Origin of the sequence: Fuerstiella marisgermanici, from assembly GCF_001983935.1 — a bacterium.
Lineage (GTDB): Bacteria > Planctomycetota > Planctomycetia > Planctomycetales > Planctomycetaceae > Fuerstiella > Fuerstiella marisgermanici.
On the sequence record NZ_CP017641.1, the window covers coordinates 3,160,795 to 3,174,717 of the forward strand.

The 13,923-nt window shown below is 56.8% G+C and carries 10 protein-coding genes; all 10 read right to left on the bottom strand.

Annotated elements, in window-relative coordinates; genetic code table 11:
- Window positions 1-26: 26 nt before the first annotated feature.
- Window positions 27-1,823 carry an NPCBM/NEW2 domain-containing protein gene (locus Fuma_RS11980; RefSeq protein ID WP_077024351.1) on the bottom strand — a complete coding sequence of 599 codons (1,797 nt, stop codon included), beginning with the start codon at window positions 1,821-1,823 and terminating at the stop codon, window positions 27-29.
- Window positions 1,823-2,326, bottom strand: coding sequence for a 6-pyruvoyl trahydropterin synthase family protein (locus Fuma_RS11985; RefSeq protein WP_077024352.1), 504 nt, complete (start codon window positions 2,324-2,326; stop codon window positions 1,823-1,825). The genes Fuma_RS11980 and Fuma_RS11985 overlap by 1 nt, the downstream gene beginning before the upstream one ends.
- Window positions 2,319-3,203, bottom strand: a complete 885-nt coding sequence (locus Fuma_RS11990) for a triphosphoribosyl-dephospho-CoA synthase (protein WP_083731984.1) — start codon at window positions 3,201-3,203, stop codon at window positions 2,319-2,321. Before Fuma_RS11990 ends, Fuma_RS11985 begins: the two co-directional genes overlap by 8 nt.
- 128 nt (window positions 3,204-3,331) lie before the next feature.
- On the bottom strand, window positions 3,332-5,113 hold the full coding sequence (gene ilvB / locus Fuma_RS11995) for a biosynthetic-type acetolactate synthase large subunit (RefSeq protein WP_179954447.1): 1,782 nt from the start codon (window positions 5,111-5,113) through the stop codon (window positions 3,332-3,334).
- A 5-nt stretch (window positions 5,114-5,118) separates the two neighbouring features.
- On the bottom strand, window positions 5,119-5,487 hold the full coding sequence (locus Fuma_RS12000; RefSeq protein WP_077024353.1) for a hypothetical protein: 369 nt from the start codon (window positions 5,485-5,487) through the stop codon (window positions 5,119-5,121).
- Window positions 5,488-5,832: 345 nt separating this feature from the next.
- On the bottom strand, window positions 5,833-7,809 hold the full coding sequence (locus Fuma_RS12005) for an ArnT family glycosyltransferase (RefSeq protein ID WP_218922425.1): 1,977 nt from the start codon (window positions 7,807-7,809) through the stop codon (window positions 5,833-5,835).
- A gap of 20 nt (window positions 7,810-7,829) precedes the next feature.
- On the bottom strand, window positions 7,830-9,179 hold the full coding sequence (locus Fuma_RS12010) for an ATPase, T2SS/T4P/T4SS family (protein WP_077024355.1): 1,350 nt from the start codon (window positions 9,177-9,179) through the stop codon (window positions 7,830-7,832).
- Between the two features lie 120 nt (window positions 9,180-9,299).
- Complete coding sequence (locus tag Fuma_RS12015; protein WP_077024356.1) at window positions 9,300-10,706, bottom strand: alkaline phosphatase family protein; 1,407 nt, start codon at window positions 10,704-10,706, stop codon at window positions 9,300-9,302.
- 3 nt (window positions 10,707-10,709) lie between these two features.
- Complete coding sequence (locus Fuma_RS12020) at window positions 10,710-11,885, bottom strand: sulfotransferase family protein (protein WP_077024357.1); 1,176 nt, start codon at window positions 11,883-11,885, stop codon at window positions 10,710-10,712.
- A gap of 218 nt (window positions 11,886-12,103) precedes the next feature.
- Entirely contained in the window at window positions 12,104-13,783 is a 1,680-nt protein-coding gene (gene ilvD / locus Fuma_RS12025) for a dihydroxy-acid dehydratase (RefSeq protein WP_077024358.1), read from the bottom strand.
- Window positions 13,784-13,923 lie beyond the last annotated feature (140 nt).

Consider the following 13,923-nt stretch of genomic DNA (forward strand, 5'->3'; position numbering starts at 1 on the left):
GGCATCGGTTTTGCCGAACGACTACATTATCGTTTCAGCGTCGGCTCCAGCCACAGCGCCCAGTCTGCTGCCGGGCCGTCACTGGTGGGATGTGTCAACAGTTCCAATTGCTGCACTCCGTCCACTGACACGTTGAACGTCGCGGTCCGGCCTTCACGAATGACGCCCGACTTCCACAACGATTTCCCGTCACCCAACACTTCAAACTGTACGGATCCGCTATGTCCTGCGGCAAGTCCCGCCTGCCCGCTGAAGGACTTCCAGCTGCCGCCCAGCGTGTATACGTGCCGTGCTGGAGCGTGGGCGTAGATGCCGGTTTCGAACAATCGACCACCGGATTCCAGCAGCATCGATGCGTCAGGAACTCGGTTGAACATTGGTTGGCCCCAACCTACTTTGCTGGTGTGGGCCTTTAGCTTTGCAATACTGACGGAAGCATCGTCGCTGCGGAATTCTGCCGGCGTTTCAGATGCTGCTCTATGATCGAGTAGCTGAGTGGCAATTGCCTTCGCTTTTCCCGGCTTCATTGTGGAAACAAAATGCTTAGCTTCGCTGTGGTTGTCCAGCAACAGGAAAGCAACCAACAGCTTCAATGCCTGACGCGTCTGAAACGTTGACAGATCGGGCGTGCCGTCGGCAGCGACGGTGTACGAGTGACGAAATCTGGTACGCGACATTTGCCCGGCTGCGGAGCCGTTGACGTGCAGCGGGAACAGTCGCAGTTCGCCACCCATGTCCGGCTTCAACGCTTCCGAACGCAGCGTGAATCGACCACTCGAATCCGGCACGGCAGTCGCTGTGGTGGCGTTGTAGTCGCCGCCGCCGTCAGGATCGAAATACGCCACAACAGCATAGACGGGCGGAGTTCCACTAACGATACCGGAAACCTGAATGGCTTTGCCGTCGACATCCAGTGACAGTTCAGAGATCTCTGCTTTGGCCGTCTGCGTGAGCCCCTTGACCGATCCGGAAAACTGCGGGTGCGACGCCAACCGAAGAGCGTGTGCGAGCGTCAGAAAGCTTCCCGGCCCTTCGGCTCGAATTTCGTCACCGTATGAGCGGTTTCCCGATCCCATCAACGCCGTGCCTCGGACCGCTTCGTCCGGGCGGGCTTTGCAGTGGGGCAAGCCAAGCGCGTGGCCGAGTTCGTGGGCGATTCCTCCGATGAAAATTGAATTGTGTTTGCCGAGCGAAATTCGCCCATATTCTCCATCGTGGATGATCGGACTCGTGAGTTTCAGGTGAAGTGAATCCAGTTCTGGAGAATCCAATTGCCAGGCGGTGCCACTGCGAAATGAACCCCCAGCGTAGTACGGCGACACATGTTTGAACTCGAGCTTTTCGGCATCCCACGTCGCCAAATTGCACATGATCATGATCGTTTCGTGATCTGCATCAATGCCTGCTTTTTCAAGAACAGGCAGGCACTCGCGCCGGATCTCATTGCCCGATTCTCGACCGTAGTGAGCCGTTGGGTGAACGCCGCGTACCGCGTGTAAAACAAGTTGCTGGTCCTCACCAAATTGTAGTCCGATGGTGCGTCCCGCGAACCCAAAACGCTCCATCTCACGCAGATAGAAAGCCCGGATGTGACGCATGATCCGCGTCAACCGCTGCTCGTAGTTTGCAGGAAACTCGCGATCACCGGGAGTCCAGCACACCAGATGCAAGTACCGGTCACCCGGTTCTGGCTGATCGGCGTGCCACGTGTCCAAAATTTCTCGAGCCGCCGCCGCCTGTTCCCGTTCCGCCGCAAGGGCCGCTCCGAGCGAAAACGAATTCGTGGCGCACACTGCAACAAATGCAAAAAGCATGACCTTCATTAAACAGCTCCAACGGGTAATGTCACAGTAGCCCACTGACCGAAGTTTTCTTCGACGCTGACCTTTAGCGATGTCACATTTCTGACGGACGCCAAATCCAGCGCTGTCATGAGTTGTTGGCCGATCAGTCTGGCAATCAGTTCTGCGGTCGTGTTTTCCAGCGGCAGAATCGCACAGTCTTCGACGGGAAACACCCAACGGCGTTCTTCAAATCTGGCCGTCACTTCTCGACCGTCGTCGCTGGTTTGCACGGTGATGCTGTCGTGACGATCGGGCAACAGCACCTTATGGTCCAGTTCGTTCACAATGCTTTGGCACGCATCGCGCATGGCGATGAAATCAAACACGTAATGGTTTTCATCCAGGTGCCCCGCGATCGACACATCCAGCCGCCAGTTGTGGCCATGCAAACGTTCACAGATGTTGCCGTTAAACGTGATGAAATGAGCGGCGCTAAAGACGAGTGAATCTTTGGTTACGCAGGCTTCGAATGTTTCAGTCATGGATAAACATCAGTTCGTTGGTCAGTTCGTTGAATCGGCAATGCCCGTTCCGTAGCGCGGCGAAAAAGAGGGCTGCGATCATATCGGCTGTTGTTCCCGGATTGCGACGGTTGCCGTCGAGTTTCAGAAAACGGTCGAGTTGCATGTAGACGGGATCGGTGCCAGCCTGATGAGGCCAGCCGGAATCGACCACCTGTTGAGCCAGATTCTGCGCCTCATCCGAAATGTCCTTTCCGCATTTGCGAGCGATCAAGGAATCTCCAAATTCGGCCAAAAGCCGGACAGCTAACCACGCGGCTCGATACTGAAATTTGCCATCCCACTTCGCCGTCTGCAGCAGCAACGGCAGACCGACGTGCAGTACGTCGTGAAAACCGTTGGTGTATTGGGCTGCAATGAGGTCCCGATCGGCCGCGAGCTTCATGCACGCTCGAAGATCGATTGTTGGTTGCGAGTCGACGTCCTGAGTTTCGGCGTTTCCCAGACCACCGGGCGATGCACGTTGGATTGCTCGGTAGGTCAGGACAGCATCTTCAACGCTGAGTTGCTTCAGCACGTCTTCGATGCCGTCTTCAAGTAACGTGTCTTCCGGCACCGCAGCCAGTGGAGTCAGCAACAGAATGATGCCGAGGTTCGTGTTGTGATCGACAACACGCTGAGTCGCTGCAACGGCCTGCAGAATGGTCTGCCCGATTGTTGCCGCAGATACATCCGCGATCACGGGTGCGATCGCTTTGGCTGACGCGACAAAGTCGTCGGCTGTGGCGTTTGCAAAACTGTGGGCGGGCGAAACGTTGCCGGGCTTAACGGCAGACACTTCGGCGACACAGGCGTTTTGCACGCAGGTTCGCAGGCGAGTTTTCCAGGTGTTAGACATAAATCAGGCCGCGGCGTAAACCGGTGGATTCGTGCAGGGCGAACAAAAAAGGTTCGCCGAGAACACAAGAAGCCCGGCTTTTCGAAAAAGCCGGGCTTCGGAAGTGACATCATGAATCGGATTGCGGGCTATTCCAGAATCATATCCTTCACCGATTTTCCGCCGGGGATCATCGGCAGTACGTGTTCCTGGTAAACGCAGATCACGTCCAGCAGGTACGGCCCGTCGTGTTCCAGCATTTCTTTCAGAGCCGCAGGGAACTCAGCCTTACTTCGGACTCGTCGCGACTTCACGCCATACCCTTCGGCAATCTTTACGAAGTTAGGATAGGTGTCGTCTGGCTGCGAACCATCGCCATCGCCGAGTGCTTCCGGATGATCGGCCGGGCCGAGGTACGTGTGAGCTCGGCGACCTTCCATGAAGCGGTCTTCCCACTGAGTCACCATGCCGAGGTGCTGATTGTTCAGCAGCAGGATCTTCACGGGCAGTTTTTCGCAGGTGAGTGTCGCCAGTTCCTGAATGTTCATCTGGAAGGAACCGTCGCCATCGATATCGATGCACAGCGAATCGGGTTGAGCCGCCTGCATGCCCATCGCCGTCGGCAGGCCAAAGCCCATCGTTCCAAGTCCGGAACTGCTGAGCCAGTGACGAGGCTTGTCGAATTTATAGAACTGAGCCGCCCACATTTGATGCTGGCCGACGCCAACCGCGACGTAGGGATCTTTGTCCTTTGTCTGGTTGTACAGTTCTTCGATCGCCCACTGCTGCAGAATGTTGTCACCGTCGTCGCGATAAGAGAGCGGGTACTTCTTCTTCCAGCCCGCAATCTTTGTTCGCCATTCAGTGATGTCTGGAATATCGCTGTCTGTCAGCGCTTTGTTCAGCGCGACCAGCATTTCCTTCAGGTCTGCGTTGATGGGAATGTGAGCTTCTTTGTTCTTGTGGATTTCGGACGGATCGATATCCACGTGAACAATCTTGCCGTGCTTGGCGAATTCTTCCAGCTTGCCGGTCACTCGGTCATCGAAGCGAACTCCAAAGGCCAGCAGCAGGTCGGATTCTTCCACTGCATAGTTGGCGTAAGCTGTTCCATGCATGCCCAGCATGTGCAGCGACTGCTCATGTTCGCCCGGAAACGCGCCGAGTCCCATAACAGTCATCGCCACCGGAATGCCAGTCCGCAGCGCGAATTCTCGCAGGTCGTCAGACGCTTCGCTTTGAATGCATCCACCACCGACGTAAAGCACGGGCCGCTTTGAACGCCGGATCGCCGCAACGACCTGGCTAATCTGTTCCGGAGCTGCCTTTCGAATCTCCGGACGATAACCGGGTAGCTTGAACGGCGGATCAAAGTCAACTTCGTCGCGTGGCAGCGTCGCCAGTTGAACGTCTTTCGGGATATCGATCAGCACGGGGCCCGGCCGACCGGTTTCCGCGATGTAGAACGCTTCTTTGACGATGCGAGCCACGTCCTTGATGTCGGTGATCAGGTAGTGGTGCTTGGTGATGGCTCGGCACACTTCCACCATCGGCGTTTCCTGAAACGCGTCGGTACCGATCAGCGCCTGAGGCACCTGGCCGGTGATGGCGACCATCGGCACACTGTCCAGCTTGGCGTCGGCGATGCCAGTCACCAGGTTGGTGGCTCCGGGACCACTTGTCGCCATGCAGACGCCCGCTCGGCCGGTTGTGCGAGCCACCCCCTGAGCGGCAAAGCTTCCGCCCTGTTCGTGTCGTGGCAAAATGGTGCGGATGCGGTCACGAGCAGCTCGCAACGCCTGGTGGAGAGGCATGCTGGCTCCGCCCGGATAGGCGAATACAAAATCCGCCTTCATGCGGATCAGCATCTCAACCAGGATTTCCGCCCCGGCGATGGTTTCAACAGATTTGTCTTGTTCTACGGTTGCCAACGAAATCACCCTGTTTGCTCAAGCTGAAAAACCACCGCGAGACGCGATAGTTTGCGGTAAACGGACCTACGAAACCGGTTCACGAACCGCGAACCCGGCCAGATTCCAATATCGTCGGCAGTGTACGGTCGAAATCGCCAGAAGTCGACCAAAGTCCTGCCAAAACCGGGGTAGTGCGGGGACCGCCCCGCTGCGGGTTGGCGTGGCGTGCGTTTCAGCGGGGTGGAACCGGAATCGCCGACGTCATTTCCGTTGGTCGGCCCGTAGGCGACGGCGAACAGCGATGGGCATGCTTTCGAGCCGGAAAAACGCTGAGTTTTTTGCGGTTTGGCGACTCGATCGGCCGGCTCTTCCGACTTTGATTTAGGCCGCATAATCGACGGTCCCGCATTTGGGGTAAGCCACCCTTCAGCATCCCGGGAACAGCCGGTTCACCTGCCTTCCCGTTTTCCCTATTCGGATCCGATTCCAAACGGAACAGGACGCCGCAGCCCCTAGCACGGACACGCCACGCAATCCCGCGCGCCCCGAAAAACAGCGAAGACAAGATGAAGCCCGAAAAGTTCGGGGCATGGCATCCTCAGCCGCCGGAAAAACGCGAAATGGCTGCTTAGCGGCTACAGCGAATCTCGCTGGCTTGTGGCCGCGGAGAAAGCTTTTCGGACGATGAGGGCTGTTTCCCACGCGCCCGAACGGCCCACAGCAAGAGGGAAACTGCTCTAAGGGGCAGCGTCACCGATGGGGCGAAAGCGTAAGTCGTTGGGATCGAAAACGTACAGCGTTCGATCCGGAAACTCCTGACGGAGGTCCTGAATTTCCTGGTCCGTGGCAGGTCGTCGACAGATAAGGACCGGCCCCTGTAGATCCGGCGGATTGATGACGTAGCTTAGCTGAGGATCGGTGTCTCGTTCGTCAACAAGGACCAGCGCTGGCTTCTGCATGGACTCGCTGCGGACGGCGTTGTTGAAGTACGCGAACCGGGTGCGGGAAAACGCCTGCTCCTGGATCGCGGCAGACGCCTTTGATGTGTCCCCGAATTCCGGTAGCGAGACCCACCCCGGCAACAGACTCACGCCAACAAACATTCCCGTCCACGCAACAGCCAAACGCGGCGACGTGCGCTGGCTAACTGTTGTCGTAGCGTCGGCGATGCCAACGGCTGTCAACATCAGCATCAGCGGAGCCGTTTCGAAGACGTAATGCCAGTGCATGATTCCGTCGAACCAATAGGGAACGTGCACCGCATGCAGGCACACGGTTGCCCCCGCCAGTAACTTTAATCCCGTTGCTGTCGCGATTCGATTCCCAGCGTTGTCGCCGACCGACAGATCGTTGCGTGAAGTAGAAGCATCACCTGGTCGTGATCCTGATCGTGATTTCAGAAGTCGGCCGCTGATGATCACGGCAAACAGAATCGGAACCGACGACAACGACCAGAACAGGCTGTACCGCAACCGCGACCACACATTGCGCATGGCCTCAGCCGGCGTGAGGTTCTTTGCCCATTCGTTGTATTTCTGAATCGCAGGCGGACCGGGCACTTCGGACGCCTCATCCCCGTTGCCGAATCCGTAGCGATGTCGAGGCGTGTAGCGATCGGTGTATTCCTGGTAGGCTGTGCGAGTCCACCGCCCCGTGGCATCGTGGTTCAGGATCGCCAGCGCTGCGAATCCGCAAATAAGCGGCACTGCAAATCCTGCGATCAGGCGACGGTGAACCGCGAAGGCGTCTGCGGAAATTCTTCGACTGCGGACGAGCGAGTACACCAACCAGATTCCGAATGGCAGACCGAACCCCGCCGCCGTCATCGGGCGCCCCAACATTGCGAGCGTCAGCGCAGTACCGGCCACAAACGCCCATCGCAGTTTTAGTGTGGCCATCATCCGTAGAAAGCCGCACAGAAAGACACTCAGCGCCAGCATCGTGGGATGATGAGCCAACAGTAAATTGCTGAAGATGGCGAGTCCCGGACTCACGGCAATCAGAAACCCGGCCAGCAGCGATACCGACCGCGACATGAAGTGGCGCATCGACAGATAAAAGAAAGCCGCCGCGAGTCCGCCAGCCAGCCAGTGACCCCAAAACGGATGTCCGAAGGCTTCGAAAGGAGCAATCCACAGGCCCGTCCATGGGAAATAGCGACTGACCGTGCGGTCTTCGTTCAGTACATGAAACTGATGAAACAGATCAGGACGAACCGTCGCTGGCGGGTAAGAAAGTCGCCCTTGCAGAAAGGTTCTGGCCTGCAGCAAATAGCTGTACTCATCGTGATAAGCCGGCGGAAGGTCGGCGAACGCAATATTTTGCGCGCCCTGATCAGTCTGCACGTCAATCGGTCGGCTGCCGATCCACCAACTGCAGCAAACCGAAATCGCGCACACGACGGCGCAGTCGAAAATCGTTTTCGACACGCTGTGCGAACGTGGCGCAGCCGTGGCCTGCGCTGGAGCTGTTTTGCGAGGTCTGTCAGAACGCCCCCGCCAGACCAGAATCGGCAGCAGCAACAGCACGACAAACGGAAGCGTGGTTTCCATGTCCCAGTACAGCAGGAAGGTGGTCAGGCTGCCGCCATCTTCCATGATGCTTCGCAGCCTCAACGCTTCCAGCCATCCGCAGCCCCCCAGACACACGGCTGCTGCCGCCCACAGCCAGCGCCAGCGGGATGTGGAATCCGAGGTGTCATCGGGATCTGGCATTGCCATCGTCACGCCATGTTCTATGACTGCGGACGCGGCCGAGGTCGTCGCCCTTTGGGGCGACGTCCCCGTGGCGGAGCGAAGACTCGCTGAACTTCTTCCAATGAAGTCTTACCTTCCGCAACCAGACGCAATGCGTCTTTCTGAATGGTCCTCATCCCATCCGACGACATCTGCTGTTTGATTGCGTCCGGTTCGGCTCCAGCAAGGACGACGTCCTTCATGCCTTCGGTCATTTCGAGCAGTTCGAACGCCGCTGTCCTGCCATGGTACGGTACGCCATCGCAATCGGCACACAATTCCTCAACCGTCGGAGCATCCTCGTCCTCCGGATCAGGCGGCGCGGGAGCCCGGTACAAAACCGTTGTCTCTGGCGGCAGCGAGAGACGTTTCAGCAATTGCGGGTTGGGTCGGAACGCTTGTTTACAGTCGTCACAAAGCGTGCGAATCAGTTTCTGAGTCACCACGCCGCGCAGGTGTTGAGCGACCGCTTCTGTTCCCACCCACTCGATCAGTTGTTTGATCGCCTCGGCAGGCGTCCGTCCGCCGATTTCCGCCACAAAACACAGCCGGTCAGCAAACGTGAACATCGTTTGCACAACGGCCGGATCCGTCAGCTTACCCATGTAGATAATGTCGGCTTCGCGGCGAATGATCCGGTCCAGGCTCAGTTCCAGATCGTGGCCTTCTTCGCCTTCGTAGTCGGTAACGTTAATCAGTTCTTTATTACCAACGTCCGCCAGATTGAACACTGAATACAAATACGGATCGACGCAGTGCAGCGCGCAGATGGAGAGCGACGTCACGCCTGTTTCGGGCGGTCCACAGGCCAGAATGATGCCCTTCGAATCTTCCGTAAAGCTGCGAAGTTTTTTCGACAGATCTTCCGGCATCCCGACCGACGCCGGCTTCAGATACGTGATCTTGGGGTTTTCAACTCGAATGCGCAACCGTTCGACACCCGGCTTTAACGGCACGAAGTCGGTGTAGAGTTCGTAGCGAGTGCCATCAAATTCGGCGTTGATTCCGCCGGACTGCGGCGCGGTGCGTTCCTGCGGATTCAGCCCCGCCAGGACCTTGGTCATCTGAATCAAAGCAATCCCGCGTTGACCGGGAAGTGCGCCGGCAGGATACGGAATTCCGTCGACAACAAACCGAATGGCGATCCGCCCCTGAGTCGGTTCCAGCAGAATGGTGTGGGCTCGGCGAGCCAGACCATCCGAGATCATGCGTTTGACCTGAACCAGAGCGGCTTTGACGAGGCGCGGATTCTTTTTCAGGTTGGCTTCACGACCGAACATCGGGCCTTGAAACAGGACCTGCTCTGTATCTTCGTACTCTTCGTCACCTTCGTCGTCGCCTTGTCCCACAGGTTTTTCCTTCGGCTATGATTGACTTATGTTGTCGGGCAAACAGTCTCTGGTTGGGTGAATATTCTGACACCACATTCCGCGCCGCATTGTGATGAAGCATACGCCGAATGGCCAGAGTCACGCGCCGAATTGCAGATCCAGGATCAAATCTCGCACGTCTTTCGCGTGAATATCGTCACGTTCCGCTCGTCCATTGTTGCACACGAACACCGGGCCGTCAGATTCCATTCGGTCGGCATCCGGCAAACGACCGTGACTGCCTTTGACAATCGATGCATCCAGACCGATCAGGTCCATGTAGTAGCGGAAACCAGCCAGTTTGCGAGCCAACCTGCGAGCCACCTTTAACTTTGGAAACGGAATTGTCGGATCCACAAACAATTCCACCGGGTCGTACCCCGGTTTCCGATGAATGTCGACCGTGCGAGCGTAGTCCGGGGCGAGTTGATCGTCCTGCCAGAAGTAATATGTAAACCACGCGTCTACCGCACTCACCGCCACGAGGTCTCCGCTGCGTGAGTGATCGATGCCGAATCCTGCCTGCTGACTTCGACCCAGCACGGCTTCTACCCCATCGAGCTTCGTCAACACAGACCGCACCTGTTGCAGCTTCGCAGCGTCGTTCACATAAACATGAGCAACCTGATGATCGGCGACGGCAAAGGCGGCTGAAGCCCCCGCGTCCAGCGTTTCCCAGCCAAGCGATTCGCGACGCACGGCCAGCAATCCCGCATCACGCAACGCTCGGTTGATGTGAATCGGTTTCGTCACCTGTGTGATGCCGTACTCCGACAACACAATCACGTCCGCATCGCGTTGTTTTGCGGCATCGATGATTTTTCCAGCTTCAACATCAACCGCGCGAATGTCGTCGGCAATCGCCGGATCGTCCGGTCCTAAGCGTTGAAGGTTGTAGTCCAGATGCGGCAGGTACACGAGCGTCAGCGACGGATCCTGCTGCGTGAATATCTCAACGCTGCTGTCAGCGATCCACGCCGAACTTTTAATATCCGCCGTCGGTCCCCAAAAATTGAACAGCGGAAACTTGCCCAGCCTGGCCTGCAACGAATCTCGCAGATCAGCAGGATGACTGTAGATATCCGGAATCTTGCGTCCGTCGGCAGGGTACGACGGCCGCGGCGTCACAGACCAGGCGACGTCGGCGTACATGTTGTACCACCAGAACATCTTCGCCGTGGTGTGCGCGGCATCACGTTGTCGAGCGGTCTGGAAGACTTTTTCAGCGTCGATCAGGTGGTTCGACTGCTTCCAGAACATCACTTCCGCAAGGTCGCGAGCATACCAGCCATTGCCGACGATGCCGTGTTCAGCGGGCATCGCACCGGTCAGCATTGTTGCCTGTACAGAACACGTGACGGCAGGCAGCACGGTCTGCATCGGGCGACCGAAACCTTGTTGCATCAGCGACCGAATGTTCGGCGTGTTGTCACCGATCATGTCCCATATTAGGCCCACGACATTGATGACAACCAACTGGCGATGAGAACGATTGGGATCAGTCATAAATTACGACGCCGACGACGTAGCTTCCTTTTCAGAAGCGGGCGCTGCGGTCACTTCCGGCTTGTCGTAGCCGAAGCGGTCGAAGGCCGGCTTCAATTCGTTGTACACGCGATCCACCCAGTACGGGTCGTCGTTGAATTCGTTCTTCTTATAACGTTTCAGCGATTCCACCTGCGGTTCAAGTTCCTTCTCCAGCGCTTCGAAGCCGGGAAGGTCGAGTCCCGCATAGGCTTTTCGCAGCACGCCAATCGGGTCCTGTTCCAGTTCTTCGTAACAGATTTCGTGACGGTGCTCTTCAGGAACCAGCAGGCGATCACGTTCGTACTTTTCGAAGCCGAATTTGTACGATTCAATCACCTGCTCTTCGTTGCCATCAAACACGCTGCGTCCCAGCGTGTTTTCTTCAATCATCCGCCGCCGCAGGTGCAGGGCAGAACGAAAAATGTTGTACGGGTTGCGGTGGATGTACAAGAACCGAGCGTCAGGGAATAGCTCTAACAATTCCGGAATGCGATACGTGTGAAACGGCGACTTCATCATAATCCGTTTCGGTGACGTAAAGGTCAGCTTTTTCACCAGCAGCGCCAACGAATCCTTCCAGCGTTGACGTTCCTCGGGCTCCAGTCGCTCAAAGTCCAATGCCTTCCAGAAGTGCGAAAAGTCGGTCGGGTGAGACAGCAAATTGATGGGCGACACGTTGCTCATGATGCACAGAGAAACGTCGTCTTCCTGCGGCGCGTCCCAATGAACCGACATGTTGTCCATCGGGCGATTCTTAGGGACAAACGGAGCCGTCAGCTTAGTGACGGCTTTTTCCGTCAGTAGAAAGTGCCACGGAAAGAGAGCTCGGTACAGGCCCAGATGTTGAAACTGTGGATCGTGGCTGAGCAGGTTTTGCAGCAGCGTGGTTCCACTGCGCCAATAGCCGAAGACAAACAGCGGCGGATGCTCAACCTTCGTTTCGCGAACACGTTTCCCATAGACCAGCGATTCGGCCCGCTTCATCACGGAATTGAACACGCCCGAAACCGGCAGACTCAGGATGCGGCCAAGGCGACTCCAATGCAGCGACGGCTTCGACCGAAAAAGTCGCCACAGCCCGGAGCATGACATTCCGTGCCAAATCAACAGGCCACCCTGGGAGTGCTTCGCGGCTTTGGTGGTTTTCCTTGTGCTCATAATCTTGGTGCGTTCCCGCAGCGTCCGGCGCTGTACGTCTGACTTCGGCGGTCGGCAGCATGCCCATCCTCAAAGGATGACATACGTGTCCCGTCCATGTCGCAAAAGGGCTGATCGGGACAATCGTCCCGAACTACATTAGTCTGAGCAGGACAAGCGTCCAACCCGTGTTTGGCAAATTTTCGCCAGTCGCTCTGTTCGCTACGGCGAGGACTGAATCATTCGTCAGTCACACACCCTTCTGACGCAGACTTCACTGTCTTGATGTACTTGTAGAGTGTACCTCGCGTGGCTTTGTACGGCGGTGCGGTCCACGACTTCCGCCGACTCGCAAAGTCCTCTTCGGATAGATTCACGTTGATTTCGTTGGCTTCCGCATCAACTGTCACGATGTCGCCATTTTGTAGCAGACCAATCGGTCCGCCCACCTGAGCTTCCGGCGTAATATGGCCCACGATAAATCCGTGCGAACCGCCACTAAATCGGCCGTCCGTCATCAAGGCCACATGATCACCCAGACCTGCTCCAATGATGGCGGAAGTCGGGGTCAACATCTCCGGCATGCCGGGGCCTCCCTTGGGCCCTTCGTAGCGAATGATGACAACGTCGCCCTTCTGGATTTCGTTGTTTTCCAGGCCCTTCAGCATGTCTTCTTCAGAATCGTAGCACCGCGCAGGCCCGCTGAATTTCAATCCTTCTTTGCCCGTGATCTTGGCGACGGAACCTTCCGGAGCCACGTTGCCTCGCAAAATACGAAGATGCCCCGTCGCTTTGATCGGCTTTTCGATAGGCTGAATGATTTCCTGACCTTCTGCAAGACCATCCAAATCGGCCAGGTTTTCGCCCAGCGTTTTTCCGGTCACCGTCATGCAGTCGCCGGTGATGTAGTTCTTTTCCAGCAGGTACTTCAAAACGGCCGGAGTTCCCCCCACTGAATGCAGGTCTTCCATCACAAACCGTCCGCTGGGCTTCAGGTCGGCAATAAATGGAACTCGGTCGCTCACCTTCTGGAAGTCGTCAAGCGTCAAAGGCACGTCCACCGATCGAGCCATCGCAATTAGGTGCAGCACGGCATTTGTCGAACCACCCAACGCCATCACGGTGACCATGGCGTTTTCGAATGCTTCGCGCGTCATGATGTCGCGGGGCTTGATGTCTTTTTCCAGCAGGACTTTGATGGCGGCCCCCGCGTTGAAGCATTCCTTCAACTTGTCTGGGTCTTCGGCCGGAATCGACGAGCTATAAGGCAGACTCATGCCCATCGCTTCAATCGCTGACGACATCGTATTCGCCGTGTACATCCCGCCACACGCTCCGGCACCCGGACAGCTTTTGCGGACGATTTCTTTACGCTCATCGTCGTTGATCGATTCGGCCAGATACTGTCCGTACGACTGAAACGCAGAAACGATGTCCAGCTTGTCACCCTTCGCCGTACAACCCGCTCGAATCGTGCCGCCGTAAACCATCAGTGACGGCCGATTCAGACGCCCCATGGCGATGATGCAACCGGGCATGTTCTTGTCGCACCCAGGCAGCGAAATATTGGCGTCGTACCACTGTCCGCCCATCACGGTTTCGATGCTGTCGGCGATCAAATCGCGCGACTGCAACGAATACGACATGCCTTCGGTGCCCATCGAAATCCCATCGCTGACGCCTATGGTGTTAAACCGCAGGCCAATCAACCCGGCCGCTTCGATGCCTTCTTTGACCTTTGCCGCCAGGTCCAGCAGATGCATATTGCAACTGTTGCCCTCATACCAGACGCTCGAAATGCCCACTTGAGCTTTGTTCATGTCTTCAGGAGACATGCCCGTCGCATAAAGCATGGCCTGAGAAGCGCCCTGCGAACGTGGTTGAGTGATCCGGCTGCTGTATTTGTTCAGTTGAGTCATCGAAGTCAATTGGCAGTTTGGGTGAGGAGATTATTGGGAAGGAAGTTGTGTGGTTCGGGACAGATGGCAAAACCAGATGTGGGACGCTGGTGACGCGAACAAACTCGCCGCACCAGCCCCGTCCGCCCTCGAAAGTGGTG